This is a genomic window from Streptomyces sp. NPDC003035 (genome assembly GCF_042888285.1).
GTDB lineage: Bacteria > Actinomycetota > Actinomycetes > Streptomycetales > Streptomycetaceae > Streptomyces.
On record NZ_JBIAPJ010000013.1, the window covers coordinates 18,362 to 44,629 of the forward strand.

At 72.5% G+C, this 26,268-nt stretch carries 24 protein-coding genes, 1 pseudogene and 1 riboswitch; of the genes and pseudogenes, 16 read left to right on the forward strand and 9 right to left on the reverse strand.

Going from position 1 to position 26,268, the window contains the following annotated elements:
* Window positions 1–18 precede the first annotated feature (18 nt).
* A riboswitch (cobalamin riboswitch) is annotated at window positions 19–89 on the reverse strand.
* 116 nt (window positions 90–205) lie between these two features.
* Window positions 206–1,243: an MBL fold metallo-hydrolase gene (locus tag ACFYV5_RS32620; protein WP_389174599.1), complete on the reverse strand. Its 1,038-nt coding sequence runs from the start codon at window positions 1,241–1,243 to the stop codon at window positions 206–208.
* A 133-nt stretch (window positions 1,244–1,376) separates the two neighbouring features.
* On the opposite strand from ACFYV5_RS32620, the gene ACFYV5_RS32625 reads away from it, so the two are divergent.
* The 4 genes from ACFYV5_RS32625 (at window position 1,377) to ACFYV5_RS32640 (ending at window position 4,364) form a co-directional block, all read left to right on the forward strand.
* Window positions 1,377–2,846 (forward strand): aldehyde dehydrogenase, encoded by a 1,470-nt coding sequence (locus ACFYV5_RS32625; RefSeq protein WP_389174602.1) that lies wholly within the window; start codon window positions 1,377–1,379, stop codon window positions 2,844–2,846.
* Entirely contained in the window at window positions 2,846–3,079 is a 234-nt protein-coding gene (locus ACFYV5_RS32630; RefSeq protein WP_389174605.1) for a ferredoxin, read from the forward strand. The genes ACFYV5_RS32625 and ACFYV5_RS32630 overlap by 1 nt, the downstream gene beginning before the upstream one ends.
* 107 nt (window positions 3,080–3,186) lie before the next feature.
* Window positions 3,187–3,717 carry a hypothetical protein gene (locus tag ACFYV5_RS32635; protein ID WP_389174608.1) on the forward strand — a complete coding sequence of 177 codons (531 nt, stop codon included), beginning with the start codon at window positions 3,187–3,189 and terminating at the stop codon, window positions 3,715–3,717.
* Window positions 3,718–3,821: 104 nt separating this feature from the next.
* The gene (locus tag ACFYV5_RS32640) at window positions 3,822–4,364 is read left to right on the forward strand and encodes a hypothetical protein (RefSeq protein ID WP_389174611.1); all 543 of its coding nucleotides are present in this window, start codon (window positions 3,822–3,824) and stop codon (window positions 4,362–4,364) included.
* Between the two features lie 8 nt (window positions 4,365–4,372).
* On the opposite strand, the gene ACFYV5_RS32645 is transcribed toward ACFYV5_RS32640, so the two are convergent.
* Window positions 4,373–5,041 (reverse strand): TetR family transcriptional regulator, encoded by a 669-nt coding sequence (locus ACFYV5_RS32645; RefSeq protein ID WP_389174614.1) that lies wholly within the window; start codon window positions 5,039–5,041, stop codon window positions 4,373–4,375.
* Window positions 5,042–5,248: 207 nt separating this feature from the next.
* On the opposite strand from ACFYV5_RS32645, the gene ACFYV5_RS32650 reads away from it, so the two are divergent.
* From ACFYV5_RS32650 to ACFYV5_RS32660, 3 genes are all read left to right on the forward strand, one after another.
* Complete coding sequence (locus tag ACFYV5_RS32650; RefSeq protein WP_389174617.1) at window positions 5,249–6,592, forward strand: glycosyltransferase family 4 protein; 1,344 nt, start codon at window positions 5,249–5,251, stop codon at window positions 6,590–6,592.
* Between the two features lie 61 nt (window positions 6,593–6,653).
* Window positions 6,654–7,445 (forward strand): class I SAM-dependent methyltransferase, encoded by a 792-nt coding sequence (locus ACFYV5_RS32655; protein WP_389174620.1) that lies wholly within the window; start codon window positions 6,654–6,656, stop codon window positions 7,443–7,445.
* A complete protein-coding gene (locus ACFYV5_RS32660; RefSeq protein WP_389174623.1) occupies window positions 7,442–8,521 on the forward strand; it encodes a prenyltransferase in 1,080 nt (359 codons plus the stop codon). Before ACFYV5_RS32655 ends, ACFYV5_RS32660 begins: the two co-directional genes overlap by 4 nt.
* Window positions 8,522–8,603: 82 nt before the next feature.
* On the opposite strand, the gene ACFYV5_RS32665 is transcribed toward ACFYV5_RS32660, so the two are convergent.
* A complete protein-coding gene (locus tag ACFYV5_RS32665) occupies window positions 8,604–8,897 on the reverse strand; it encodes a hypothetical protein (RefSeq protein WP_215072232.1) in 294 nt (97 codons plus the stop codon).
* A gap of 112 nt (window positions 8,898–9,009) precedes the next feature.
* On the opposite strand from ACFYV5_RS32665, the gene ACFYV5_RS32670 reads away from it, so the two are divergent.
* A complete protein-coding gene (locus ACFYV5_RS32670) occupies window positions 9,010–9,567 on the forward strand; it encodes a hypothetical protein (protein ID WP_355108687.1) in 558 nt (185 codons plus the stop codon).
* Window positions 9,568–9,582: 15 nt separating this feature from the next.
* On the opposite strand, the gene ACFYV5_RS32675 is transcribed toward ACFYV5_RS32670, so the two are convergent.
* From ACFYV5_RS32675 to ACFYV5_RS32685, 3 genes are all read right to left on the reverse strand, one after another.
* On the reverse strand, window positions 9,583–10,593 hold the full coding sequence (locus ACFYV5_RS32675) for an LLM class F420-dependent oxidoreductase (RefSeq protein ID WP_389174628.1): 1,011 nt from the start codon (window positions 10,591–10,593) through the stop codon (window positions 9,583–9,585).
* A gap of 99 nt (window positions 10,594–10,692) precedes the next feature.
* The gene (locus ACFYV5_RS32680; RefSeq protein WP_389174631.1) at window positions 10,693–11,526 is read right to left on the reverse strand and encodes a DUF5336 domain-containing protein; all 834 of its coding nucleotides are present in this window, start codon (window positions 11,524–11,526) and stop codon (window positions 10,693–10,695) included.
* An 89-nt stretch (window positions 11,527–11,615) separates the two neighbouring features.
* A complete protein-coding gene (locus ACFYV5_RS32685; RefSeq protein WP_389174634.1) occupies window positions 11,616–12,482 on the reverse strand; it encodes an N-acetylmuramoyl-L-alanine amidase in 867 nt (288 codons plus the stop codon).
* 380 nt (window positions 12,483–12,862) lie between these two features.
* Here ACFYV5_RS32685 and ACFYV5_RS32690 point away from each other — a divergent pair, with 380 nt between their 5' ends.
* Window positions 12,863–14,437: a hypothetical protein gene (locus ACFYV5_RS32690; RefSeq protein WP_389174637.1), complete on the forward strand. Its 1,575-nt coding sequence runs from the start codon at window positions 12,863–12,865 to the stop codon at window positions 14,435–14,437.
* A 233-nt stretch (window positions 14,438–14,670) separates the two neighbouring features.
* On the forward strand, window positions 14,671–15,285 hold the full coding sequence (locus tag ACFYV5_RS32695) for an RICIN domain-containing protein (RefSeq protein WP_389174640.1): 615 nt from the start codon (window positions 14,671–14,673) through the stop codon (window positions 15,283–15,285).
* Between the two features lie 10 nt (window positions 15,286–15,295).
* Here the strand turns inward: ACFYV5_RS32695 and ACFYV5_RS32700 are convergent, their stop codons facing one another.
* Window positions 15,296–15,931: a class I SAM-dependent methyltransferase gene (locus ACFYV5_RS32700; RefSeq protein WP_389174643.1), complete on the reverse strand. Its 636-nt coding sequence runs from the start codon at window positions 15,929–15,931 to the stop codon at window positions 15,296–15,298.
* 86 nt (window positions 15,932–16,017) lie between these two features.
* A complete protein-coding gene (locus tag ACFYV5_RS32705; RefSeq protein WP_389174646.1) occupies window positions 16,018–16,533 on the reverse strand; it encodes a DinB family protein in 516 nt (171 codons plus the stop codon).
* A gap of 93 nt (window positions 16,534–16,626) precedes the next feature.
* Here ACFYV5_RS32705 and ACFYV5_RS32710 point away from each other — a divergent pair, with 93 nt between their 5' ends.
* The 6 genes and pseudogenes from ACFYV5_RS32710 (at window position 16,627) to ACFYV5_RS32735 (ending at window position 24,661) form a co-directional block, all read left to right on the forward strand.
* Entirely contained in the window at window positions 16,627–18,804 is a 2,178-nt protein-coding gene (locus ACFYV5_RS32710) for an acyl-CoA dehydrogenase (RefSeq protein WP_389174649.1), read from the forward strand.
* Between the two features lie 13 nt (window positions 18,805–18,817).
* Window positions 18,818–20,011, forward strand: a complete 1,194-nt coding sequence (locus tag ACFYV5_RS32715) for a lipid-transfer protein (RefSeq protein ID WP_389174652.1) — start codon at window positions 18,818–18,820, stop codon at window positions 20,009–20,011.
* Window positions 20,012–20,072: 61 nt separating this feature from the next.
* Window positions 20,073–21,532 (forward strand): annotated as a pseudogene (locus ACFYV5_RS32720) (MFS transporter).
* A 225-nt stretch (window positions 21,533–21,757) separates the two neighbouring features.
* Window positions 21,758–22,612: a MaoC/PaaZ C-terminal domain-containing protein gene (locus tag ACFYV5_RS32725; protein WP_389174654.1), complete on the forward strand. Its 855-nt coding sequence runs from the start codon at window positions 21,758–21,760 to the stop codon at window positions 22,610–22,612.
* A 13-nt stretch (window positions 22,613–22,625) separates the two neighbouring features.
* Window positions 22,626–23,702, forward strand: a complete 1,077-nt coding sequence (locus ACFYV5_RS32730) for a Zn-dependent alcohol dehydrogenase (protein ID WP_389174657.1) — start codon at window positions 22,626–22,628, stop codon at window positions 23,700–23,702.
* Between the two features lie 14 nt (window positions 23,703–23,716).
* A complete protein-coding gene (locus tag ACFYV5_RS32735) occupies window positions 23,717–24,661 on the forward strand; it encodes a 3-oxoacyl-ACP reductase (protein WP_389174660.1) in 945 nt (314 codons plus the stop codon).
* 416 nt (window positions 24,662–25,077) lie between these two features.
* On the opposite strand, the gene ACFYV5_RS32740 is transcribed toward ACFYV5_RS32735, so the two are convergent.
* Window positions 25,078–26,187 (reverse strand): hypothetical protein, encoded by a 1,110-nt coding sequence (locus tag ACFYV5_RS32740; RefSeq protein WP_389174662.1) that lies wholly within the window; start codon window positions 26,185–26,187, stop codon window positions 25,078–25,080.
* Between the last annotated feature and the right edge of the window lie 81 nt (window positions 26,188–26,268).

A 26,268-nucleotide genomic window follows, 5' to 3' on the forward strand; every position in this document is an offset into this window, starting at 1 on the left:
GCGGTCACGTCCCGGACGGGGCATTCCGACTCGCCACACGACGGTGGCTCACGGTTGCGGGTCAGCGCCGGAATTGCACCGGCTTCCCCCCGTACGGGTGTGATGACGACTCGCACACTCTACCGGCCCGTAGCGCCTGCGAACGGTGGGTGCGAGGCGCCTCACACGCAGGCTCCGCCCGCCCGCGCCGACGCCCCGGAGAGGCTCACACCGCCACGTACGCCACCGGGTCCGTGCCCTCCGCCGCTTCCGCGCGCCCCAGCTTCACCAGCCTCCGCACATGGGCCTCGGCCTCGCTGACCGCGATGTTCCGGGAGCCGTACGGGATCTGCTCCCAGGGCCGGTTCCACTCCATGCGCTCGGCGAGCTGCCACGGCGTGAGCGGGGTCGCCAGCAGGCCGAGGAGGCCGGTCAGCCGCTCCTCGTGGTGGTCGAGCAGCTCCCGCACCCGGCCGGCCGCGTCCGCGAACGCGTACTGGTGGGCGGGGAGCACCTCGGCGACGCCGAGCCTCCCGATCCGCTCCAGGGAGTCCAGGTAGTCGCCGAGGGGGTCGGTGACGGTGGCGTCGTCCGGGTCCTCGTAGAGGCCGATGTGCGGGGAGATCCCGGGCAGCAGATGGTCGCCGGAGAACAGCCGGCCGTGGCCGGGCAGCCGCGCGGGGTGCTCCTCCTCCAGGTGGAGGCAGACGTGGCCGGGGGTGTGGCCGGGGGTCCAGATCGCGCGCAGCCGCCGCCCGGCGAGGTCGAGGAGTTCGCCGGGGACGATCTCGCGGTCGGGGAGGGCCGAGCGGAGCCCGGGCAGGGTGCGGGTCCGGCCGCCCGACCGGGCGGCGAGGAGCGGGGCGATGTGCTCCTCGGGTGCGCCGACCGTGGCCAGTTTGCGGGCGAGGTAGTCGAGCCAGGTGCCGGGCTCGGACTCGCGGGTGCGGCGGACGACGGCGGTGTCGGCGGCGTGCATCGCGATCCACGCGCCGGACTCCTCGCGGACCTTCCCCGACAGGCCGTGGTGGTCGGGGTGATGGTGGGTGATGACGACGCCGTGGACGTCCCGTACGGAGGTGCCCAGCGCGGCGAGCCCGTCCGACAGTTCGGTCCAGGAGGCGGGGTCGTCCCAGCCGGTGTCGATCAGGACGGGGCCGCGGTCGGTGTCGAGGACGTGGACCAGGGTGTGCCCGAGCGGGTTGTCGGGGATGGGGACCTGGATCGACCAGACGCCTCCGCCGTGTTCGGTCACCTGACGCATGGGACCTCATCTCTCCGGATCTCCCCGGGACGGTGCGGCGACGCCTGCTCGGCCATTGCCCACTATAACTAGAACTGGTATCAGTTCTGAGACACAGTCAGAAAACGTCACGGGTTCCTGGAGGCAGTCGGTCATGACCGAGCTTGTGGAGCACGGAAAGCTGTACATCGGCGGGGAGTTGACCGATCCGCTCGGGACGGACGTCATCGAGGTGATCTCGCCCCACACCGAAGAGGTCATCGGCCGCGTGCCGCACGCCTCCGAGGCCGACGTCGACCGGGCCGTCGCCGCCGCGCGTGAGGCCTTCGACCACGGACCCTGGCCCCGGATGACCGTCGAGGAGCGGATCGAGGTCGTCACCCGGATCAAGGACGCCGTCGCGGTACGCCACGAGGAGATCGCCCGCTCGATCAGCGCGCAGAACGGCTCCCCGTACTCCTGGAGCGTCCTCGCCCAGGCGCTCGGCGCGATGATGGTCTGGGACGCGGCGATCACCGTCGCGCGCGATTTCCCGTACGAGAGGCAGCGCGCCGGCGTCCTCGGGCCGATCCTGGTGCGGCGCGAGCCGGTGGGCGTCGTCGCGGCGGTCGTGCCGTGGAACGTCCCGCAGTTCACCGCCGCCGCCAAGCTCGGCCCCGCGCTCCTCGCCGGCTGCACGGTGGTCCTCAAGCCGTCCCCCGAGTCCCCGCTCGACTCGTACATTCTCGCGGAGATCGCGACGGAGGCCGGGCTGCCCGAGGGCGTCCTGTCCATCCTGCCCGCCGACCGTGAGGTCAGCGAGTACCTGGTCGGGCACCCGGGCGTCGACAAGGTCTCCTTCACCGGATCGGTCGCGGCCGGGAAGCGCGTGATGGAGGTGGCCTCCCGCAACCTCACCCGCGTCACGCTCGAACTCGGCGGCAAGTCCGCGGCGGTCATCCTGCCCGACGCCGATGTGGCCACGGCCGTGGCCGGCATCGTCCCGGCCGCCTGGATGAACAACGGCCAGGCGTGCGTCGCCCAGACCCGCATCCTCGCCCCGCGCGGCCGGTACGACGAGATCGCCGAGGCGTTCGCCGCGGCCGCGGGCGCCCTGGTGGTCGGCGACCCGCTCGACCCGGCGACCCAGGTCGGGCCGCTGGTGGCGAAGCGGCAGCAGCAGCGCTCCCTCGACTACATCGGCATCGGCCAGGAGGAAGGCGCCAAGATCCTCTCGGGCGGCGGCCGTCCGGCCGGCCTGGAGCGCGGCTGGTACGTCGAACCGACCCTCTTCGGCGGCGTCGACAACACGATGCGGATCGCCCGCGAGGAGATCTTCGGCCCGGTCGTCTGCCTCCTTCCGTACGGGGAGGAGAGCGAGGCGCTCCGGATCGCCAACGACTCCGACTACGGGCTCAGCGGCAGCGTCTGGACCGAGGACGTGGAGCACGGCATCGACTTCGCCCGGCAGGTGCGGACGGGCACGTTCAACGTGAACACCTTCAGCCTGGACATGCTGGGGCCGTTCGGCGGCTACAAGAACTCCGGTCTGGGGCGGGAGTTCGGCCCGGAGGGCTTCGGGGAGTACCTGGAGCACAAGATGATCCACCTGCCGGCCGGGTACGAGGGGCCGGGGGGCGCCTGATGGGCGACCGCTGGCACGTGGAGGTCGACCGCGGGGTGTGCATCGGCTCCGCCATGTGCGTGAACCACGCACCGGACGGCTTCCGCCTCGACTCGGCCCGCCAGTCCCACCCGCGCGAACCGGAGTCGGACGCGAACGAGAAGGTGCTCGCGGCGGCGGAGGGGTGCCCGGTGGAGGCCATCTCGATCACGCTCCTGGACGGCGGGGAGCCGATATTCCCTCCTGAGGAGTAGGCGCCCTGTGGAACACTCCTGCGGCACCTCCGGGCGAACCGAGCCCGGCAGTCGTCGAACAGGGGTGGGGAACGAACATGCGCAGGACGGCGATAAGGAGGGCCGCCGTGACCGCCGCGGCCGTGGCCGTCGTACTCGGTGCCGCGGGCTGCGGCGCGGGGGAGGGCGGCGGTGCGTCCGCGGCTCCCTCGGCCTCGGCCCGGCCCGAGGACTCCGGACCGCTCACGAAGGACCGGGTGCGGGCGGAGCTCGACACGTCGGCCGCGGACGCCGGGGCACCGCCCGCCGACCCGGACTGGAGGGCGATGGACACGCGCGCCAAGCCCGGCTCGTTGGGGGCATGCGGGGTTTCCTACCGCGGCTTCGGCACGGAGACCGAGCCGGTCCACCTCCGTCGGTACGAGGCGGTGGTGGACGAACTGCGCGAGCGTGGTTGGCAGCAGTCCGGTGAGCGGAGGGAGCGGAAGACCAGCGACGGGACGGTCGGTGAAGTCCTGTGGGTCTTCAAGAAGCGCGGCTGGTCCTTGGTGGCGGAGTTCCGGAGCTTTCCCGATGAGGGGTACATCAACCTGGCGGCCGGCGAGGACGCCTGTGTCAAGCAGGCCGGCGGCGGCACGGGCGCGGGCCCGCTCGGCTGACCGTCCCGGCCCACGCTCCGGCCGAAGGGGTTGTTCACTCGTGCAAAACTACTCCCTTGATCGCGGGGGCAATGAGCCTTCGTGTGCCGGGAATTGGGAGAGTTGTGCGCAAGGCGAAGTGGGTGGCCGCGGCCGCCGGTGTGGTGCTGCTGGTCGCGGGCTGCGGCGGCGAGGGTGGCTCGGGCAAGAACAAGGGTGGCTCGTCGTCGGAGTCCGCGACCGGTTCCACGACCGGCGGTTCCGAGGCGGGTGGCGGCGACAGCCCGGACGCCGCCGCCGTGGAGAAGGAGATCGAGGCCGCGGCCACCGCGGCGGGCTTCGTCCAGGACTCCTCGGGCAAGGGCGTCCCGGAGGGGCTGAAGACCTGCATGGTGTCCTGGACGGCCGACGCGGAGAAGGCGGCCGACCCCAAGAAGTCCTACGACGCCACGGTCAAGACGCTGTCCGGCGGCGGCTGGACGGAGGGCGGCCCGGGCACGGAGCAGGCCGGGTCCACGATCAAGACGCTGAACAAGGGCACCTGGTCGCTCAAGGCCAGCAACCACGGCGCCACCGGATTCTCGATCGTGATGTTCATCGGCACGGACAACACCCCGCAGTGCGAGGCCCTGTTCAAGGCCGACCTGGAGAAGAACAAGAAGCCGTAACGGCCCGTTCAGACCGCCCCGCGGCCCTCGGCGGCCGCGGGCGCGGGCGCGGTCGTCCCGCCCGGTGCGGTCGTCCCGTCCGGCGCGGTCAGGTCGATCAGCCGGCAGACCGTCTCGATGTCGATCTTCACCTGTGCGATCGAGGCCCGCCCCGACAGCCAGGTGATCAGGGCCGAGTGCCAGGTGTGCTCGATCACCCGCACCGCCGAGAGCTGCTGCGGCGTCGGGTGCTCCAGGCCCATCGCGTCCAGGATGATCGCCGTCGTCAGCCGCGAGACCGTGTCCACCTCGGGGCTCACGCTCCGGTCCGCGAACGTCAGCGCCCGCACCATCGCGTCCGCCAGCTGCGGCTCCCGCTGCAACGCCCGGAACGCCCGCATCAGCGTCTCCGCCACCCGCTCCGCCGCGTTCTCGGCCGCCGGGGGACGCTTCCGCAGCGTCGTGTGCATGTGCTGGAGCTGGTCCTGCATCGTCGCGACCAGCAGATGGATCTTGGACGGGAAGTAGCGGTACAGCGTCCCGAGCGCCACCCCGGCCGCCTCCGCGACCTCACGCATCTGTACGGCGTCGAAACCGCCCCGCCCGGCGAGCTGCGCGCTGGCGTGCAGGATGCGGCGGCGACGCGCCTCCTGGCGCTCTGTCAGGGGCGGCGAGGCGGGTCTGTCTTCCGACGTCATGAGGTCCCGTTCCGTGCGGTGGGGGAGCGACAGTATGGCGGGGCTCCGGCCGTGGCGCGAATCACCTGTTCCGGCTCTCACCGCGGGGCTACCTGCCGGTAGATTCTGTGCTCCTTGAACGATCAAGAACGATCAAGTCTGAAACTTGTTCTAGATTAGCGCGAGCGGTTACGCTCCCGCGAAACGCAAGCTCGAAGGGGGCCGCGAGTGACCGCTGAGGCCATAGAGGCTGGCCCCCGCCGGGGCGCCTCCCCGGGTGCCCCCGCCGACGGTGACGGTCCGTTGCGGATCGCTCTCCTCACGTACAAGGGAAACCCGTTCTGCGGCGGCCAGGGCGTCTACGTCCGGCACCTCTCCCGCGAGCTCGCCCGCCTCGGCCACCACGTCGAGGTCATCGGCTCGCAGCCGTACCCCACCCTCGACGAAGGCGTCCCGCTCACCGAGATCGCCAGCCTCGACCTCTACCGCTCGCCGGACCCCTTCCGCACGCCGAAGCGGGACGAGTACCGCGACTGGATCGACGCCCTCGAGGTCGCCACCATGTGGACCGGCGGCTTCCCCGAGCCCCTCACCTTCTCCCTGCGCGCCCGGCGGATGCTCGCCGCCCGCCGCGGCGACTTCGACGTCGTCCACGACAACCAGACGCTCGGATACGGACTCCTCGGCGGCCCCGGCGCGATCGGCGCCCCGCTCGTCACCACGATCCACCACCCCATCACCGTCGACCGGCAGCTCGAACTCGACGCCGCCGCCGACTGGAAGCGCCGCGCCTCGGTCCGCCGCTGGTACGCCTTCACCCGGATGCAGAAGCGGGTCGCCCGCCGGCTGCCGTCCGTGCTGACCGTCTCCGGCTCCTCACGGCAGGAGATCGTCGACCACCTCGGCGTACGCGACGACCGCATCCGGGTCGTCCACATCGGCGCCGACACCGACCTCTGGTCGCCCGACCCGTCCGTCGCCGAGGTCCCCGGCCGGATCGTCACCACCTCCAGCGCCGACGTCCCGCTCAAGGGCCTGATCCACCTCGTCGAGGCCCTCGCCAAGCTCCGCACCGAGAACCCGGCCGCGCACCTCGTCGTCGTCGGCAGGCGCGCCGAGGACGGGCCGGTCGCGCAGGCCATCGAGCGGTACGGACTCCAGGACGCCGTCGAGTTCGTCAAGGGGATCACGGACGCCGAGCTCGTGGACCTCGTGCGCTCCGCCCAGATCGCCTGCGTGCCCTCGCTGTACGAAGGGTTCTCGCTGCCGGCCGCCGAGGCCATGGCCACCGGGACCCCGCTCGTCGCCACCACCGGCGGCGCGATCCCCGAGGTCGCCGGCCCCGACGGCGAGACCTGCCTGGCCGTGCCCCCCGGCGACGCGGGCGCCCTGGCGGCCGCCCTCGCCCGGCTGCTCGGCGACGCGGACCTGCGGGCCCGCCTGGGCGCCGCGGGACGCGCACGGGTTCTGGCCAACTTCACCTGGGCCAGGGCGGCCCAGGGCACCGCGGACCTCTACCGCGAGGCGATCGCCTCGCGGGGGAGCGCCGCCCGCCGGAGAGCCCGCGGGTGACCGCACCCCGGCTCCACCGTCCCCACCCCCGCACCGCCACCCCTCCGGAAGGGCAGACCCCGTGCTGACCGTCGACTTCACCCGCTTCCCGCTCGCCCCCGGCGACCGCGTGCTCGACCTGGGCTGCGGTGCGGGCCGGCATGCCTTCGAGTGCTACCGGCGCGGCGCCCAGGTCGTGGCCCTCGACCAGAACGGCGAGGAGATCCGCGAGGTCGCCACGTGGTTCGCGGCGATGAAGGAGGCCGGCGAGGCCCCGGCGGGCGCGACGGCCACCGCCATGGAGGGCGACGCGCTCAACCTCCCCTTCCCCGACGAGTCCTTCGACGTCGTCATCATCTCCGAGGTCATGGAGCACATCCCGGACGACAAGGGTGTGCTCGCGGAGATGGTCCGCGTCCTGAAGCCGGGCGGCCGGATCGCCATCACCGTCCCGCGCTACGGTCCCGAGAAGATCTGCTGGGCCCTCTCCGACGCGTACCACGAGGTCGAGGGCGGCCACATCCGCATCTACAAGGCGGACGAGCTCCTCGCCAAGATCCGCCAGGCCGGCCTCAAGCCGTACGGCACCCACCACGCGCACGCGCTGCACTCGCCGTACTGGTGGCTGAAGTGCGCGTTCGGCGTGGACAACGACAAGGCGCTGCCGGTGCGGGCGTACCACAAGCTCCTGGTCTGGGACATCATGAAGAAGCCCGCCCTGACCCGGGTCGCCGAGCAGCTGCTCAACCCGGTCGTCGGCAAGAGCTTCGTGGCGTACGCGACCAAGCCCCACCTGCCGAAGGCCGAGGCGGCCGACGCGGCTGACGCGGCCGGTGCGGCCGGCTCCGGCGCCACCGAGGACGCCGCCAAGTGACCTCTCCCGAGCAGATCGCGGAGCACCTGCTCCTGCCCGGGGTCCTCACCGCCGAACAGGCCGCCGAGACCGTCGCCGGGATACTCGCCGTCCAGCGCGAGGACGGCGCGATCCCGTGGTTCCGGGGCCACCACCTCGACCCGTGGGACCACACCGAGGCCGCCATGGCCCTGGACACGGCCGGCGAACACGCGGCGGCGACCCGGGCGTACGAGTGGCTGGCACGGCACCAGAACTCCGACGGCTCCTGGTACGCGGCCTACCACGACGGCGACCCCGCGCACATCACCGACCGGGGCCGCGAGACCAACTTCGTCGCGTACGTCGCCGTCGGCGTCTGGCACCACTACCTCGCGACCGGCGACGACGCCTTCCTCGACCGGATGTGGCCGGTCGTCTACGCCGCCGTCGAGTTCGTCCTCACCCTCCAGCAGCCCGGCGGGCAGATCGGCTGGAAGCGCGAGGAGGACGGTACGGCCGTGAACGACGCGCTCCTCACCGGGAGCTCCTCCATCCACCAGGCCCTGCGCTGCGCGCTCGCCATCGCCGAGGTCCGCGAGGAACCCCAGCCCGACTGGGAGCTGGCGGCCGGCGCGCTCGGCCACGCGATCCGCAACCACCCCGAGCGCTTCCTCGACAAGTCCCGCTACTCGATGGACTGGTACTACCCGGTCCTCGGCGGCGCGCTGACGGGCGCGGCGGCGCAGGCCCGCATCGACGCGCACTGGGACGAGTTCGTGGTCCCCGGGCTCGGTGTGCGGTGCGTGCTGCCCAATCCGTGGGTCACCGGCGGCGAGAGCTGCGAACTCGCCCTCACTCTCTGGGCGATGGGGGAGTCCGACCGGGCCCTGGAGATCCTCCAGTCCATCCAGCACCTGCGTGCCGAGGGCGGCATGTACTGGACCGGGTACGTCTTCGAGGGCAACAAGGCCATGTGGCCCGAGGAGCTCACGAGCTGGACCGCCGGTTCCCTGCTGCTCGCCGTGGCGGCGCTCGGCGGCGACGAGGCGACGGTGGCGGTCTTCGGCGGGGAACGGCTGCCCAACGGCCTGGAGCCGGACTGCTGCGGCGCCTGACGTCACCTGACCGGCAGCCTGACGGCACCTGACTCTGTCGAGTCGGGTGCCGTACGTCGACGCCGGGCGCCGTCGGTCGCCGTCAGTGGCGGCGCAGCAGGCGGCCCGCCACCATGTGCCCGACGACGAGGTACACCACGGCGGCGAGACCGTAGCCCGCCACGACCCGCGCCCATGCCTCGTCGAAGGTGAACAGGTCGTGGGACCAGCCCGCCAGCCAGCTCGCCAGGTCGCGGATGAACTCCACGAATCCGTTGGCCCGGTTGGCGTCCAGCAGGTACATCAGGATCCAGAGGCCGATGATCGCGGCCATGACATCGGCGACGACGCTGATCACCCTCGCCGCCTGCGTGGTGTTACTCCGTCCGGAAGTCATGCGGTCCGTGTTACCGCGCGTTGCCGTTCGAAACCCGTTCGGAGTCGCCCGGGTGGTGGAACGCCGGGCCGGGGGCGAGGCTGACGCCAAAGCCCCCAGGGAGGTCCCTGCCGTGCCCACATCCGCCCCGATACGACTGCGCCGCGCCGTCGTGGCCCTGTTCCTGTCCTGCGCGCTGCTCGCGACCACGACCGCGTGCGGGGGTGACGACGAGCCGAGCGCGAGCGGGAGCGCGACACCGACGAGCACGGCCTCGTTCGAGCAGCAGCGGCTCGCCAAGACCCGGTTCGTGGCCAACGCCGGCCTCGCGGCCGGCGCCACGTACCAGTGGATCGTCAAGCCGTACCGCGAGGGCAAGTTCAAGAAGGGCGCCGACGGCCGGACCTTCGCCCTGGTGAAGGCGGGCCTCGCGGGCACGTTCGCGTACAACCGGCTCAAGGCGGCGGTGAACAACGCCAAGGGCGACGCGCTGCTCTCGAAGGCGGTGGCGCCGCTGACGGCGGGCATCGACTCGCTGAAGGACCTCGGGACGAAGCTGAGGAAGGGCGAGGCGAGCGAGGCCGACGTCGGCGCGTTCGAGGATGTCATCAAGAACGTCAAGGACGCGGGGAAGAGCGCGGGCGCCGAGGTGACCGACAAGGTGCCGAGCACCTCCCAGCTCGGCGGCTGATCCGGCACCTCGTCGTCACGCGTTGAGCTCCGCGAGCAGCCGCAGGGTGGCGAGGTCGGGCGACGTGACCAACAGGTCCGTGACCGGGCCCTTCCGCCAGACCTCCAGCCGTTCGGCGATCCGTTCCCTGGGCCCGACGAGCGAGATCTCGTCCGCGAAGGCGTCCGGCACGGCGAGCACGGCCTCCTCGCGGCGCCCGGCCGCGAACAGCTCCTGGATGTGCCGGGCCTCGGACCCGTACCCCATGCGCGCCATGAGATCGGCGTGGAAGTTGCGGGCGGCATGCCCCATGCCGCCGATGTAGAAGCCGAGCATCGCCTTGACGGGCAGCAGTCCCTCGGCCGGGTCGTCGCAGAGCTGGGCGCGGACCATGGGAGCGACCAGGAACGTCTCCGGGAGCCGGTCCGGAAGCGCGTAGACCTCGGCGTACCGCGACGGCGACCAGTAGAGCGGCAGCCAGCCGTCGGCGATCCGCAGGGTCTGCGCGATGTTCTTGGGCCCCTCGGCCCCGAGCAGCACGGGCAGATCGGCCCGCAGCGGGTGGGTGATCGGCTTGAGGGCCTTCCCGAGTCCGGTGCCGTCGGCGCCGGCGTACGGATGGGAGTGGAACCGCCCGTCGAGCGCGACGGGCCCCTCGCGGCGCAGGACCTGGCGGATCACGTCCACGTACTCCCGGGTCGCGGTCAGCGGACTGCGCGGGAACGGCCGTCCGTACCAGCCCTCGACGACCTGCGGGCCGGAGAGGCCGAGCCCGAGCATCATCCGGCCGCCGGAGAGGTGGTCGAGCGTCAGCGCGTGCATGGCGGTGGCGGTGGGTGTCCGGGCGGCCATCTGCGCGACGGCGGTCCCGAGCCTGATGCGCGAGGTGTGCGCGGCGATCCAGGTCAGCGCGGTGAACGCGTCGGAGCCCCAGGCCTCGGCGGTCCACACGGAGTCGTAGCCGAGCCGCTCGGCCTCGCGGGCCAGGTCGAGCGCGGCGGGCGAGGGGCCGCGTCCCCAGTAGCCGAGGGCGAGTCCGAGACGCATGGCACGATGCCTTCCTGACGTACCGTCAGATCTGTTCCCGGGGACTGTACGACAACGGCCCCCCGCCCGGAAGGGCGAGGGGCCGCTGGGGTGGAACGCTCAGCCGCGCTGGATGCCGGTCGTGTCCTGGAGAACGCCGCGGCGACCGTCCTGGGTCTGGGCGATCAGGCCGGGGCCGCGCTGCTCGACCGCCAGGTACCAGGTGCCGGGGGCCAGCTCGGCGATCGGGGTCGGCGAGCCGTCCTCCGCGTACAGCGGGCGGGCCACCGGGACCGCGAACCAGAACGGCGCGAAGTCGGCGGCGGGCTGCTGAACCTGAGCCTGGGCCTGGGCCGGCTGCGGGGCCGGGGCGGCGGCGTGCGGCTCGGGCTGCTGCTGGCCGGGGTACGGCTGGGGCTGCCCGCCGTACGGCTGCTGCTGGGCGCCCGGGTAGCCGTAGCCGCCGGGGACGCCCGGCTGACCGGGCTGACCCGGCTGGACACCGTACGGCTGCGGGGTCTGCGGCCTCGGGGCGCCGAGGAGCGGGGCCTTCAGGGCCGGGACCAGCGGACCGGCGATGGCCGCGCCCGCGAGGACCAGAGAGGCGATCAGGCCGAGGATCAGGCCCGCGCCGGCGTTCTCCGACTCGAAGATCCACATCAGGATGGTCCAGGCGGCGGCCACGGTGAACGCGACGCCGATCTGACCCGGCTCCAGGCCGGCGACCTTGCGGGGCTGCGGCATCGCGCGGGAGAGGACGACCAGGGCGGCGCCCACGATGCCGAGGAGGAAGGCGCCCCAGCCCAGGGGGGAGAACTCCCATGAGAACGGGGAGTCGACCTTGTCGCAGTAACTGCCGTCACAGCTGGCGTAGCCGAGGAACGAGGCGATGAACAGCACCACCGCTGCACCGATCACCACGCCATCGCCTCGAGTGAGGGAGCGGATATTCACGTAAGAGTCCTTCTCGGGTCGTCTCGTCGGGGTGGCGCGAAGCACGGGGGCGGCCCCATCGTACGGAGCGAATCTATCGCCCGCCGGTTCTACCCCTTGAGGTAGGTCCCGATGCCGTCCGCGATTCCCTGCGCCGCTTTCTGGCGCCATGCCACATCGGTGAGGAGTGCGGCATCCTTCGGATCACGCATATTGCCGCATTCGACGAAGACCTTGGGAACGGTTGAGAGATTGAGTCCGCCGAGATCCGCGCGCACGTCCAACCCCGTTCCGGCACCCAGGTAGTTGGCGGGCGCGGTGCCGGTCGCGCGGGCGAAGTGGCGGGCGATGGCCTCGCCGAGCGTACGGGAGGGGCCGACGATCTTCGTGGTGTCGGCGGCGCCGGAGCTGACGCGGGCGGGCAGGATCACGTGGAACCCTCGGTGGCCGGTGGCGGAACCGTCGGCGTGCACGGAGACGACGGCGTCGGCGCGGGCCTCGTTGCCGGTCCGCGCGCGCTCGTCGATGCAGGGGCCGTAGGGGCGCTCGGCGTCGTGGGTGAGGACGACCTTCGCGCCCTGGGCGGTGAGGAGATCGCGCAGGCGACGGGAGACGTCGAGGGTGAACGCGGCCTCGGTGTAGCCGGCGTTCGTGGTGGTGCCGGTGGTGTCGCATTCCTTGCGGCCCGTCCCGATGTCAACCTTTTGGTTGATTTCCCGGGAGTGACGGAAATTGCCGGGGTTGTGACCGGGGTCGATGGCGATGGTACGTCCGGCCAGCGGGCGGGCCCGGGAGGCGTTTCGCGTCGGCTCGGCGGTGGGGGCGGGGGTGGTGGTGGGGATGCCCGTCGCTCTGGCCTCGGTGGCCTTGGCGTCGGCGGCCTGGGGGGCCTGTGACGGCCCACCGCACCCGGCGAGGGGGGCGCAGGCGGTGAGGGCGCTCGCGAGGGCGAGGATCTTCCGGTGGTCGTACGGCACCTTGCGACTCTAACGGGAGGCGCCGCCGAACAGTCCCCAGGCGCGGGGTGACTGTGAAGGGTCTGTGGCGGGTATGGGGAAGAGGAGTGTGCCGGTGAGGGGAACCGCGCGCGGATCATCGGGGAACCATGGGAACTGTGGGGGGAACTATGGCGGGGGAAGAGCCGAACGACGCACGTCCATCGGGTGAGCCGGGTGAGCCGGGTGGGCCGGGTGAGCCGAGTGCGCCGGGTAGGCCGGGGGAGGCGACGCGGCCGGGGGTCTCGGAGACGCCCTGGGCGTACGGGGCGCCGGGAACGCCGGGAGTGTCGGGGACGCCTGGGGCGTCGGGGGCCTGGTCGGGGGCGGCGATACCGCCACCGCCCGCGCAGCCACCCGGGATGCCCGGGGTTCCTGGGGCGCCGGCGGCGGATTCCGGACCGCCCGCGCCACCGCCCGAGTCGAACCCCGCGCAGGCCGTCCTGGTCGGGCTGCTCAACCTGTCCTGCCTGGGGCTGGGGTACGTGCTGCTCAAGCAGTGGGTCCTCGCCGCCGTCTGTTGGGTCGCCACGGCCGTCCTGCTGCTGGTCGCGCTGCCCGCCGACGTGGACGGCGTACCCACCGGCCTCCTCGCCGGGTACGGAGTGTTCCTGCTGGCCGTGGCCGCCGACGGCGCCCGGCGCGGGCTGCGCGCCCCGCTCGCCCTCGGTGCCGGGCCGGGCACCGCGCCCCGGCGCCTCGTCCTCCCGCTCGCCCTGGCACTGGTGCTGCTCGTCGTGCCGGTGGGCGGCTCCGTGGCCTACGGCGTGGCACGCGACGAGGCCGTGGAACAGTCCCTCCTGGACCGCCTCGCCGCGGCCGACACGCAGGTGAAGTCCGTGGCGGGCCAGAGCTTCGGCGGATCCGAGCACACCTACCGCAAGGCCCTCGCCGTCTACCAGGACCTCGGCACGAAGCACGCCGGCTCGCGGGCCGGACGGCTCGTCCCCGACCGGATCGAGGACTACTACACGGCGGTCTCCGCGCCGTACGGGCAGAAGAAGTTCTGCGAGGCCGTTCCGGCCCTCAAGCATCTGAGGGCGCTGCACGAGTCGGTGGACCGCCGTCTGCTCGGCGAGCTGCCCGGCAAGGCGGACGATCCGCTCGCCCACTCCTGGTACGAGTGCGGAACGGCCGGGCTCGGCGTCGCGGGCGTCGAGACGACGGCCGGTGAGCATCTGAACGCGCTCCTGTCGACCTTCCCCGAGTCGTCGTACGCGCGCCAGGTCGAACCCAAGGTCGCGGAGGGCATCAGGACCCGCTCCGCCGCGATCGCGGGCGGCACCACCGACCCGTGCGACGCGGTCACCGAACTGCGGCGCTACGGCACCACGGTGGCTCTGCTGCCCCGCGAGACCTTCGCGGGCGTCTCGCGCCAGCACGGCGAGGCGGTGCGCAAGGGCGACTTCGCCTGCGGGGTCGACCAGTTCAAGGACAAGGAGTACACGCGCGCCGTCGAGACGATGACGCAGTACGCCAAGGACCACCCGGACAGTCCGCAGGCCGGACACGCGCGGAACATAGCGATCGCCGCCGAGATCGCCCAGGAGTCCCCGGCCGCCGGGAAGCAACTGCCCCCGGCCGAGGCCCCCGGCGGCTCCCGGATGGTCATGGTCGTCAGCAACGACGGCCCGGGAGAGGTCGAACTCCTCTACACCGGACCGGTCACCGGCCGCGTCACGCTCAAGGCGTGCGGGACCTGCAAGCCGTACCAGGGCAGCCTCGCCCGCAACGCCCCGAAGATCAAGGCGTGCACCGGCCCCTCGTCGAAGTACCCGAAGGCGACGCTCCTGCTGCCCGCGGGCGACTACCACTTCCTCCAGAAGCGGGACCGTACGATCACCGCCTCCGCCGGGGACAAGGCGAGCACGGCCACGATAGAACCGGGCTACAGCTACACGAACTGCCTGTACGTGACGTCCGGGTACGGCTTCTAGCGAACTCGCGCCGGCCCCGTGCCCGGCCTAGCCTGAGAAGTGCACGCGCTGCGCTCACGGCCCCGGCGAGTACGGGGCCGCACCGGGCCCAGGCGGCCGTACCCGAGTCCGGTCAGGGCTCCGCGGAAAGGCCGTACCCCATTCAACCGTTCACGCTTGAGTGCTCGTCGGCCCTCGTCCCTCACCATGGCGGGCGGGTGCGGCGGGCGCCGACCGCCTGAAGGTGAAGCGCCATGTCCCACACCGTGCGAAGGATGTCGCGGGCCGCGGCCTGCTGTGGTTTCGCGGCCGCCTGTGTCCTGTCAGGGCTGGGGGGAACAGTCGGGGCGGCGACGCCGACGGTTCCTGTCGACCGGGGTTTCTTCCTCATCAAGGCCAGGCACTCCAACATGTGCCTGGACGTCGCCCACGCCAGTCAGGAGCACGCCGCCCCGGTCGTGCAGGCCCGCTGCTGGGGAGGCCACAACCAGCAATGGCGCCTCGTGCCGCAGGGCGACGGCCGCAACTTCAAGATCCAGGCCAGGCACTCCAACATGTGCCTGGACGTCGCCCACGCCAACCGGAAGCACGGCGCCCCGGTGGTGCAGGCGCACTGCTCGGGCGGAAGCAATCAGGTGTGGTGGTTCGCACCCGCGGCGGGAAGGGCGCCGCTGGTGGACGGCCCCATCGGCCGTGTGCCCCACGTCGCCAACAGCGCCGCGATCGTCGCGGACCACACCGGGATGGTGCTGGACGTCGCGCACGCGAGCCGGGACCACGCCGCTCCGGTGGTCCAGGCGCAGCTGGGAGCCGGCCGCGAACCCGGTCTCAACCAGCTGTGGCGTTTCGTGAAGCCGGCGGCCGGATAGCGCGGCCCGCTCAGACCGCCCCGGCCGTGCGCCTCAGGACGCGGAGGGAGTTCGTCACCGAGAGCTCCTCGAAGGTGCCGGACTCCAGCGCCCGACGGTAGATGCGGTACGGAGCCTGGCCGCCGTCCTCCGGGTTCGGGAAGACGTCGTGGATGACGAGGAGGCCACCCACGGCGACCTTCGGGGCCCACCCCTCGTAGTCCGCCGTGGCGTGCTCGTCGGTGTGGCCGCCGTCGATGAAGACGAGGCCGAGCTCGCCGGCCCACACCTTCGCCACCTGCGGGGACCGCCCGACGACCGCGATGACGTGCTCCTCCAGCCCCGCCCTGCGGAGCGTCCGCCGGAAGGTGGGCAGGGTGTCCATCAGGCCGACCTCGGGGTCCACGACGGTCGGGTCGTGGTACTCCCACCCCGGCTGCTGCTCCTCGCTGCCCCGGTGGTGGTCCACCGTCACCGCGACCGTCCCGGCCTCCCGGGCCGCGTCCGCGAGCAGGATCGTGGAGCGCCCGCAGTACGTGCCGACCTCGAGCAGCGGCAGCTCGAGCTTCGCGGCCTCGGCGGCGGCGTCGTACAGCGCACGCCCCTCGTCGAGGGGCATGAAGCCCTTGGCGGCCTCGAAGGCGGCGAGGATCTCGGGCGCGGGCATGGATGCTCCTACTGGTCGGTACGCACGTACGGGGAGCCATGGTGCCCTACGCCTCCCACGCGAACGACACGGCCACCGGCGGACGGTCAGTAGTAGCCCTTCGAGCTGTCCAGGAGTTCGCGGATGATGTCGAGGTGACCGGCATGGCGGGCGGTCTCCTCGATCATGTGGTGCATCGTCCAGCGCAGGGTCGCCGCCCCGGCCCTGAACTCCTTCTGGCGGCCGACGTCGTCCAGCGCGTGGGCGGCGATGATCTCGTCCGAGACGGCGCACTGCTCCGCGTACTCCCGCAGCAACTGCTCCAGCGGCACCCCGTCGACCCGCATGTCGGCGTCCTCGGGCCCGTCGTCGAACTGGGGCCCTGTGGCGGGGCGGCCCAGGAGCATGACCTCGAACCAGCAGTGCTCGACCCAGCGCATGTGCGACACCAGGCCGGCGACGGTCATCAACGGCGAGGTCGGAATCACGCTCCGGTGGGCGTCCTCGGCGGACAGGCCCTCGCATTTCCACCGGATGATGGCCCGGTGCATGTCGAGCCACTCGATCAACTGTGTGCGCTCGTCGGCGTCGTAGGCGGGGCGGGTGCGGGAGGGATTCGTCATGCGACGGGACAGTAGTGGCCACCTCCCGCCGGCCGCGCGGCATTTCGTGTTCTGACCTTCCGTCAGATTGGAACCTGTTCTAGTCTGCCGCGCATGGGCATCGGAATCACGCAAGAGCAGCGGGAGTTGGCCCGGGCCGTGCGCGGATGGTTCGGCCGGGCCGTGCCGGCGGAGGAGGTGCGCAAGCTGCTCGACGCGCCGGCCGAGACCGTCACCGGCCGCCCCGCCCACTGGGACGGTCTCGCCGAGCAGGGGCTCCTCGGGATCCATCTGGGCGAGGAGTACGGGGGAGGGGGCGGCGATCTCGTCGACCTGGCCGTCGTGCTGGAGGAGGCCGCGAGGGCGCTGCTGCCCGGCCCGTATCTGGCCTCCGTGCTCGCCGCCGAGATCCTGGGGCGCGCCGGGCAGGGGGACTTGGCCGCCGCCCTCGCCGCCGGCGAGCGCATCGGGGCCGTCGCCCTCGCACCCGGCGGGCTGACCGCCGTCGAGACCGAGGGCGGGCTGCTCCTCGACGGCGCCGCGCCGCCCGTCCTCGGCGCCGCCCACGCCGACCTGCTCCTCCTCGCGGCGACCACCGCGCACGGCACCGTCTGGGCCGCCGTGGACGCCGACACCCTCGCCGTGCGTCCGCACGAGAGCGCCGATCCCACCCGGCCCACCGCCGAGGTCACCGCGACCGGTGCGCGGGTCCCCGCGCACCGGATCCTGGCCGTCGACCCGGCACTCGTCACGGATCTCGCCGCCGTCCTGTTCGCCGCCGACGCCTGCGGGAACGCCGCCCGGGCCCTGGAGACAGCCACGCAGTACGCCACGGTGCGCGAGCAGTTCGGACGGCCCATCGGGCAGTTCCAGGGGGTCAAGCACCTCTGCGCCGACATGCTCGTACGGCTCGAACAGGCCCGCGCCCTCACCTGGGACGCCGCACGGTCCACCCACGAGGAATCGCGCTCCCTGACCGCCGCGCTCGCCGCCGCCACCGCCCTCGACGCCGCCTACGGCTGCGCCAAGGACTGCATCCAGATCCTCGGCGGCATCGGCTTCACCTGGGAGCACGACGCCCATCTCACCCTGCGCCGCACCCTCGTCGCCCGCCAGCTCCTCGGCGCGGGCGACACCCACCGCGCGCACGCCGTCCGCCTGGCGGCCGACGGCGCCCGGCGCACGCTGCGCCTCGAACTGCCTCCCGAGGCCGACGCGTTCCGTCGGGCGGCACGGGACGCGATCGCCCCCGCCGTCGGGCTCGACCCGGGCGCCGCCCGCCGTACCCTCGCCCCCACCGGCTACGCCGCCCCGCACCTGCCACCGCCCCACGGCCTCGGCGCGGGCCCCCTCCAGCAGCTCGCCGTACAGCGGGAACTGGCCGACGCGGGCGTCACGCTCAGCGGGCTGGGGATCGCCACCTGGGTCGTCCCGTCCCTCCTCGCCCACGGGACCCCGGAGCAGCAGGAGCGCTACCTCGGTCCCACCCTGCGCGGCGAGCTGCTGTGGTGCCAGCTGTTCTCCGAGCCCGGCGCCGGGTCCGACCTCGCCTCCCTGCGCACCCGGGCGGAACGCACCGAGGACGGCGGCTGGCGGATCAACGGACAGAAGGTGTGGACGAGCGCCGCCCAATGGGCCGACCACGGCATCCTGCTGGCCCGGACCGACCCGGACGCCCCCAAGCACCGCGGGCTCACGTACTTCCTCGTCGACATGAAGGCTGTGGACACCCACGGGGGCCGGGGGATCGACATTCGGCCACTGAAGGAGATCACCGGCGACTCGCTCTTCAACGAGGTGTACTTCGACGACGTCCTCCTGCCTCCCGACGCCGTCGTCGGCGAGGTGAACGACGGCTGGACGGTCGCCCGCAACACCCTGGGCAACGAACGCGTCCACATGGCCGACCAGGTCGCCTTCGACTCCGGCCTGGAGGCGCTGATCGAGCGGGCGGCCGAGGCCGACAGCGCCGTACGCGTACGGATCGGGGCGCTCGCCGCCGAGGCCCACGCGCTCGCCTGTATCGGGCTGCGGACCACGATGCTCCAGGTATCGGGGCTCGAACCCGGCGCGGGCGCGTCCGTCCGCAAGCTCGTGCAGACCGTCCACCAGCAGAAGGTCGCCGAGCTCACGCTCGAACTCCTCGGCCCCGAGGGCGCGGTGCGGGAAGGAGCGGGGGAGCGGGCCGTCCACGGGCTGCTGATGTCCCGCTGCCTGACCATCGCGGGCGGCACCACGCAGGTCCAGCTCAATGTCGTCGCCGAGCGCCTGCTCGGCCTGCCGAGAGACTGAGGGGGAACCGGAGATGGGGAAAGCGTACATCGTCGGCGTCGGGATGACGAAGTTCGAGAAGCCCGAGACGCGCGACTGGCAGTACTGGGACATGGCCCGCGAGGCCGGAACGGCGGCGCTCGCCGACGCCGGGATCTCGTACGCGCAGGTGGAGCAGGTGCCCGTCGGCTACTGCTTCCAGGCGTCGACGGCCGGGCAGCGCGCCGCGTACGAACTCGGCCTGACCGGTGTCCCCGTCTACAACGTCAACAACAACTGTGCGACGGCGTCCACGGCGCTGATGATGGCGCGGCAGTTCGTGGAGGGTGGGGTCAGCGACTGCGTCCTGGCGCTGGGCTTCGAGAAGATGGCGCGCGGCGCGCTCGGCGGCGGTTCGGACGGTAACGACTTCGCGACCTCGCCGGTCGCCCGCCATTACGGGATCATGGCCACCGCACACGGCTTCGAGATGTCCCCGCCCACCGCGCAGATCTTCGGCAACGCGGCCCGTGAGCACATGGAGCGGTACGGCACGACCGAGGTGCAGCTCGCCGCCGTCGGCGCCAAGAACCACCAGCACTCGGCCGACAACCCCAACGCCCAGTTCCAGGACGTCTACTCCGTCGAGGAGATCCTCGCCGCCAAGACGATCCACCGGCCGCTGACCAAGCTCCAGTGCTCGCCGACCTCCGACGGGTCGGCGGCGGCGGTCCTCGTCTCGGAGCGGTTCGTCGTCGAGCACGGGCTGCACGACAAGGCGGTCGAGATCGCCGCCCAGGCCATGACGACGGACACCGCCGACTCCTTCGCCTCCGGGTCCTGCATCGACGCGGTCGGCCGCCCCATGTCCCGCGCCGCCGCCCGGCAGGTCTACGAGCGGTCCGGGCTCGGCATCGAGGACGTCGACGTGGTCGAGCTGCACGACTGCTTCTCCATCAACGAGCTCCTGACGTACGAGGCCCTGGGCATGTGCGAGGAGGGCGCGTCCGGCAAGCTCGTCGAGTCGGGGGCGACGACGTACGGGGGGCGGTGGGTCGTGAACCCGTCGGGCGGGCTGATCTCCAAGGGCCACCCCCTGGGTGCCACGGGGCTCGCCCAGGCCGCCGAACTGGTCTGGCAGCTGCGCGGCGAGGCGGGCGCGCGCCAGGTCGCGGGCGCCCGCGTGGGCCTCGCGCACAACATCGGGCTCGGCGGCGCGGCGGTCGTGACGATGCTCCGGAAGTCGTAGGACCAGCGGCCCACGTGGGAGGCCCGCAGCCTGATGTACGGGGCAGGAGCCGTCTGCGACCATGACGGACATGGTCCGTACCGCGTCAGCCGCAGCCCAGTCGTCCTCCATACGTCCCACGCCGCGCACCTGGCTCGTCGTACTCGCCGCCTGTGCCGGGCAGTTCCTGGTGGTCCTCGATGTGTCGGTGGTGAACGTCGCGCTGCCGTCGATGCGGGCCGACCTCGGTCTCTCGGCCACCGGGCTCCAGTGGGTCCTGAGCGCCTACTCCATCGCGTTCGCCGGGTTCATGCTGCTCGGTGGGCGGGCAGCCGATCTCTTCGGCCGGTGGGGGTCCCCCCAGCGAAGCTAGGGGGAGGATGTTCCTGCTCGGGCTCGGGCTCTTCACCGCCGCCTCCGTCGCGGGCGGGCTCGCGCAGGAGGGCTGGCAGCTGATCGCGGCCCGCGCCGCGCAGGGGCTGGGCGCCGCGGTGCTCGCTCCGGCGACGCTCACCATCGTGACCGCCGCCGTCCCGGCCGGGCCCGCGCGGACCCGTGCCATCGGCACCTGGACGGCGGTCGGCGCGGCCGGGGGCGCGGCGGGGCGGGTTCGTCGGAGGAGTGCTCGTGGAGCTGCTCTCCTGGCGCTGGGTGCTCCTGATCAATGTGCCCGTCGGCGTGCTGGTCCTGACGGGCGCCGTGCTGTGGCTGAGCGAGAGCCGTACCGACGGCGGCCGCCGGCTCGACCTGCCGGGCGCCGTCCTCGTCACCGGTGGCCTCGCCTCCGTCGCGTACGGCATCGTGCAGACGGAGGAAGCGGGCTGGGGCGACCCGGCGACGCTGGTTCCGCTGGTCGGCGGCCTGGTGCTCCTCGCGGTCTTCGTCGCCGTCGAGGCGCGCACGGCGGCCCCGCTGATGCCCCTGAAGGTGTTCCGCTCGCGGGCCGTCTCGGCTGCCAACGTGGCGATCCTGGTGTGCGCCTCGACCTCGTTCGGCATGTGGTTCTTCATGACGGTGTACGCGCAGAACGTCCTCGGCTACACCCCGCTGCAGGCCGGTCTCGCCCTGGTGCCCAGCTCCGTCAGCGTCATCGTCGGCTCCAAGCTGGCCCCCCGTCTGATGCCGGTGGCCGGCGCCCGCAACCTCGCGGTCATCGGCGCCCTCGTCGCCGCGACCGGCTTCGGCTGGCAGTCCACGATGACCGCCGACGGAAGGTTCCTCACCATCATCCTGGGCCCCGGCATCCTGATGATGGCCGGCATGGGCCTTCTCACCACCCCGCTGGCCACCCTCGCCACCTCGGGCGCCGCCCCCGCCGACGCGGGCCTCGTCTCGGGCCTCCTCAACACCTCCCGCACGATGGGCGGCGCGCTGGGCCTGGCCGTCCTCTCGACCGTCGCGGCGGCGCGGACGGGCGGCGTCACGAGCCCCGAGGCGCTCACCGAGGGCTATGCCCTCGCCTTCCGTACGGCGACCGGGGTGCTGGTCGCCGGGGCGACGCTGATGCTGGTGTGGCTGCCGAGGCCGGAGCGCAGCTCCTGACCGCGACCGCCCACAACTGACGTATCGTCAGGACACGCCTTCCGTAGGGGTTCTCAACTCATCGCTGCTCGGCTATACATGAGGATCACCGACCTAGAACGCGTTCTAGAACGGCCGCGTACGGGACGGTCCCGCACGGCCTCGGTGCGGCCGACGGTGCGGACGGTCGCACCGAGGTCTTCCCTCGTCGAGGATCCTCCGGGATCTCCAAGGAGCAGCCTCCCGATGCCCATTGACGCCGCCAAGGCCGTGGCCGCCGAGCCCCGCAGCGCCGAGATCGCCTGGGACCACAAGGACGTTCAGCTCTACCACCTCGGCCTCGGCGCCGGCACCCCCGCCACCGACCCCGACGAGCTCCGCTACACCCTCGAATCCCGATTGCACGTGCTGCCCAGCTTCGCCACCGTCGCCGGCGCCGGCATGGGAGTCGTCGGCGGGCTCTCCGCGCCCGGCATCGAGGTGAACCTCGCCGCCGTCCTGCACGGCGGCCAGTCGATCACCCTTCACCGCCCCCTCCCCGTCACGGGCAGGGCCGTCGCCACCTCCCGCGTCGCCGCCGTCCACGACAAGGGCAAGGCCGCCGTCCTCGTCCTGCGCTCCGAGGTCGCCGACGACGACGGCCCGCTGTGGACCAGCGACGCCCAGATCTTCGTACGGGGCGAAGGCGGCTGGGGCGGCGACCGCGGGCCCTCCGAGCGCCTGCAACTCCCCGGCCGCGAGCCCGACAAGACCGTCGAGCGGGCCGTCCGCCCGGACCAGGCGCTGCTCTACCGGCTCTCCGGCGACTGGAACCCGCTCCACGCCGACCCGGAGTTCGCCGAGCTCGCCGGCTTCGACCGGCCGATCCTCCACGGACTCTGCACGTACGGCATGACCCTCAAGGCGGTGGTGGACACGGTGCTCGGCGGAGACGTCACCCGCGTCCGCTCCTACCGCACCCGTTTCGCCGGGATCGTCTTCCCCGGCGAGACCCTGCGTATCCGGATGTGGACCGGTGACGGCCGCGTCCAGGTGTCGGTCACGGCGGTGGAGCGCGAGGACGCTCCCGTGCTCGCCGACACCCTCGTCGAGTATTCGTGATGGGAGCCACACCATGCGCGCAGCCGTACTGCACGAGATCGGCCAGGACAAACTGGAGGTCCTCGACGACGTCGAGGCGGTGGGCTTCGGCCCCGGCAAGGTGAGGATCCGGGTCAGGGCGACCGGACTCTGCCACTCCGACGTCTCCGCCATGAGCGGCGTGCTCCCGCAGCCCGCTCCGTTCATCCCCGGCCACGAAGGCGCGGGCGAGATCCTCGACGTCGCCGACGGCGTCACCGGGCTGAGCGAAGGACAGCGGGTCCTGATCTGCTGGCTGCCCGCCTGCGGGACCTGCGCCGCCTGCAAGCGCGGCCAGACCCAGCTGTGCCTGGCCGGACTCATGAACGCCGGCACCCCCAACTTCCGCAGGCCCGGAGGGGAGGTCTTCGGCTTCGCGGGGACCGGCACGTTCACCGAGGAGGTCGTCGTCGACGCCGGCTGCGCCGTGCCGATCCCCGACGACGTGCCCTTCGACATCGCCGCCCTCATCGGCTGCGGCGTCACCACCGGACTCGGCGCGGCCATCAACACCGCGCGCGTGGAGGCCGGTTCCTCGGTCGCCGTCATCGGCTGCGGCGGAGTCGGCATCTCCGCGATCCAGGGCGCCAAGCTCCAGGGCGCCGCCCAGATCGTCGCCGTCGACCCCGTCGAGTCCCGGCGCGAGGCGGCCCTCCGCTTCGGCGCGACGGAGGCCGTCGCCCCCGACGGGCTCGCCGACGCCAAACAGCGGATCACCGCGGGCGAGGGCTTCGACTACGTCTTCGAGGTCGTCGGCAAGTCCGCCACCGCGCGCGTGGCGTACGAGACGACCCGGCGCGGCGGCACGCTCTGCGTGGTCGGGGCCGGCGCGCTCGACGACTTCCTGCAGCTCAACATGTTCGAGCTGTTCTTCGACGAGAAGAGGATCCTGCCGTCGATGTACGGGGGCGGTGACGTGCTCCGTTCGTACGAGCGGGCCATCGCGCTCTGGCGGGCGGGCCGGATCGACCTGGAGTCGCTGATCACCCACCGGGTACCGCTCTCCGGGATCAACGAGGCCATCGAGCAGATGCGTACGGGTGTCGCGCTGCGTACCTGCATCGAGATCTGAGAGGACCACGACCCATGTCACTCCCCCTTGAAGGTCTGTCCGCGATCGTCACCGGCGCCGGTCGGGGCCTCGGCCGGGCCGAGGCGCGGGAACTCGCCCGCCTGGGCGCGTCCGTCGTCGTCAACGACTACGGGCAGCCCGGGCGGGACGGCTCCGGCGAGGCGTCGGCCGCCCCCGCCGAGGAGGTCGCCGCCGAGATCCGCGCGGCGGGCGGCCGGGCGGTGGCACACCTGGGCGACGTCGCCGACTTCGATACCGCGCGGGGTCTGGTCGACCTGGCGGTCCGCGAGTTCGGGAAACTGGACGTCCTGGTCAACAACGCGGGCATCCTGCGGGACCGGATGGTCTTCTCGATGAGCGAGGAGGAGTGGGACTCGGTGATCCGGGTCCACCTCAAGGGCCACTTCAACACCACCCACTTCGCGGCGGTGCACTGGCGGGGCCGGGCGAAGGCGGGGGAGTCCGGTGTGTACGGCCGGATCGTCAACACCTCGTCCGAGGCGTTCCTCGCGGGCTCGGCCGGACAGCCGAACTACGCGGCGGCGAAGGGCGGGATCGTGGGCCTGACGACGTCGACGGCGCTGGCACTGGCGAAGTACGGCGTCACGGTGAACGCGATCTGCCCGCGAGCGCGGACCCGGATGACGGAGGACGTCTTCGCCGGCTTCCAGGAACCGGCGACCGACGCTGACCTCGACCCGCTGTCGCCGGAGCACGTGGCGCCGCTGGTGGGCTATCTGGCCTCACCGGCCGCCGCGGCGGTGAACGGCCAGCTGCTGGTCGTCCACGGGGGGATGGTCGCGGTCGTGGACCGCCCGAGGGTGTCCGCCAAGTTCGACACGGCGAAGGACGCGTTCACGTACGAGGAGCTGGACGGGCTGCTGTCCCCGCACTACGCGTCGCGCCCGGCGGGGGAGACGTTCGCGGCGGCGGAGGTCCTGGGCCTGAAGAAGGGCTGAGGAGGGCGGGCCGCATCGGCCGAGGGCGCGGATCGGCCCACGGCGCGGGGCGACCCGAGGGACGCATCGGCCGAGGGCGCGGATTCGGCTCACGGCGCGGATCGGCTCACCGTACGCATCCGCCCAGGGCGCGCATCGGCCCCGGCGGGGTTCCCGCCGGGGCCGTTCCCTGCTCGCCGCGGCTGCGGTCGACCGGTGGTCCGGGGAGGTCATCCCCCGATCACCGTTCGGTTGCTGTCGCGGTCTACTGCTCCGCTTCGCGGCGGTGGCGGCCGTGGGGAGAGGACGTGGAGTCCTCCGACGGCGCCGCCTCGCCGCGATGCCTTCCGGAGCCGTGCGGCTCCGTCCCGTCCGTACGCGCTTCCGACATGTAGAACTCACCCCGTAGTGATCGCTGTTGTCGTGCGGCCGAGATTCTAGCCAGCGACTTTGCGGTCGGCGAGGGGTGCCTGCTGCAGCGGGACCGGGCGGCAGACGCGCGGTGCGACGGTGACCGCCACCGGCTCCGGATCGGGTGGGACCTCCAGGCCGACGAGGCCGCAGGGCGTCTCCTCCGTCGTGTACGGGAGGCGCAGCACGCCCTCCGCGGTCCAGACCCCGGAACCGGCCACCCACCCTGCGGGCGCGGCGAGTTGGTGCATCCGGCGGCCGGCCGGGCGCCACATCCCGACCCAGCTCCCCGCCGCCGCGTCGATCCGCAGCGCGACTGCGCAGTTCTCCGGCAGCAGCACCTGCCCCGGCTGCACGGCGAACGGGGTCACCGCCGCGTCGTCCAACCGCAGGCAGTCGGGGAACCGGATCGGCAGCAGACTGCCGAGGACCCCCCAGCCGAGCCGCTCGTGCCCCGGTGACGGAGCGTCCGACCGGATCAGCAGCAGCCCACTGTCCGGGTCGGCCATCAGCAGCCGGTCGTCGCTCGCCTCGGTGATCTGCAGCAGCGGTGTCACCTCCCCGCCGCGCTCCAGGTCGACCGCCACCGCCTTGACCGGGCCGCCGTCCAACTGCCGGTCGAGGGCGAGCATCCGTCCCGTACGGTCCAGCCAGACGCCGCCCGTGCAGCGGCCCCTGACCTCGGCGACCTGCTCGGGGCCGAACGCCCCGCCCGCCACCAGCCAGATCGTGGTCGTGTCCGCGCCGACGCACATCGCGTAGCCGCAGATGCCGTCCGGCGAGGGGGGCAGCAGGGTGAGGTTCTCGGACTCGACGGACCCCAGGGACAGTTCCCCCGTGCCGGGTCCCGTCGGGTAGAGCAGCGAGAACGTGTGCCGGTCGCCGTCCACCCGGCGCCCGGTCAGCACCCGTCCGTCCGCGAGCGGCAGCAACTGCGTGTGGGGCTCCTCGGGCTGGCCGAGCGGAAGGGGTACGGCGTACGGCTCCGGCCCGTCCAGGGTCCACCGCTCCGCGTACAGGGCGTCCCCCACGCCGGCGAGCCGCGCCGCGTACGCCCCGTTCGCCGTGATCGTGAACCGCGCCGGCCACGCCACGCCGCCGTCATCCGCCGCTGTCTCGATGGCACAGGCTGTCATCGACTCGTCACCTCCGGCCACCGAAGCTAGTTTTCGCACTTCCTGCCGAACAACACGAGCCCGGTCACTTCACACATAAGG

What these genes read in the sequence shown, in the direction of transcription:
- ACFYV5_RS32620 (WP_389174599.1), bottom strand. Translation starts at nt 1,243, where the DNA reads ATGCGTCAGGTGACCGAACACGGCGGAGGCGTCTGGTCGATCCAGGTC.
- ACFYV5_RS32625 (WP_389174602.1), top strand. Translation starts at nt 1,377, where the DNA reads ATGACCGAGCTTGTGGAGCACGGAAAGCTGTACATCGGCGGGGAGTTG.
- ACFYV5_RS32630 (WP_389174605.1), top strand. Translation starts at nt 2,846, where the DNA reads ATGGGCGACCGCTGGCACGTGGAGGTCGACCGCGGGGTGTGCATCGGC.
- ACFYV5_RS32645 (WP_389174614.1), bottom strand. Translation starts at nt 5,041, where the DNA reads ATGACGTCGGAAGACAGACCCGCCTCGCCGCCCCTGACAGAGCGCCAG.
- ACFYV5_RS32665 (WP_215072232.1), bottom strand. Translation starts at nt 8,897, where the DNA reads ATGACTTCCGGACGGAGTAACACCACGCAGGCGGCGAGGGTGATCAGC.
- ACFYV5_RS32675 (WP_389174628.1), bottom strand. Translation starts at nt 10,593, where the DNA reads ATGCGTCTCGGACTCGCCCTCGGCTACTGGGGACGCGGCCCCTCGCCC.
- ACFYV5_RS32690 (WP_389174637.1), top strand. Translation starts at nt 12,863, where the DNA reads ATGCCCGGGGTTCCTGGGGCGCCGGCGGCGGATTCCGGACCGCCCGCG.
- ACFYV5_RS32695 (WP_389174640.1), top strand. Translation starts at nt 14,671, where the DNA reads ATGTCCCACACCGTGCGAAGGATGTCGCGGGCCGCGGCCTGCTGTGGT.
- ACFYV5_RS32700 (WP_389174643.1), bottom strand. Translation starts at nt 15,931, where the DNA reads ATGCCCGCGCCCGAGATCCTCGCCGCCTTCGAGGCCGCCAAGGGCTTC.
- ACFYV5_RS32705 (WP_389174646.1), bottom strand. Translation starts at nt 16,533, where the DNA reads ATGACGAATCCCTCCCGCACCCGCCCCGCCTACGACGCCGACGAGCGC.
- ACFYV5_RS32710 (WP_389174649.1), top strand. Translation starts at nt 16,627, where the DNA reads ATGGGCATCGGAATCACGCAAGAGCAGCGGGAGTTGGCCCGGGCCGTG.
- ACFYV5_RS32715 (WP_389174652.1), top strand. Translation starts at nt 18,818, where the DNA reads ATGGGGAAAGCGTACATCGTCGGCGTCGGGATGACGAAGTTCGAGAAG.
- ACFYV5_RS32725 (WP_389174654.1), top strand. Translation starts at nt 21,758, where the DNA reads ATGCCCATTGACGCCGCCAAGGCCGTGGCCGCCGAGCCCCGCAGCGCC.
- ACFYV5_RS32730 (WP_389174657.1), top strand. Translation starts at nt 22,626, where the DNA reads ATGCGCGCAGCCGTACTGCACGAGATCGGCCAGGACAAACTGGAGGTC.
- ACFYV5_RS32735 (WP_389174660.1), top strand. Translation starts at nt 23,717, where the DNA reads ATGTCACTCCCCCTTGAAGGTCTGTCCGCGATCGTCACCGGCGCCGGT.
- ACFYV5_RS32740 (WP_389174662.1), bottom strand. Translation starts at nt 26,187, where the DNA reads ATGACAGCCTGTGCCATCGAGACAGCGGCGGATGACGGCGGCGTGGCG.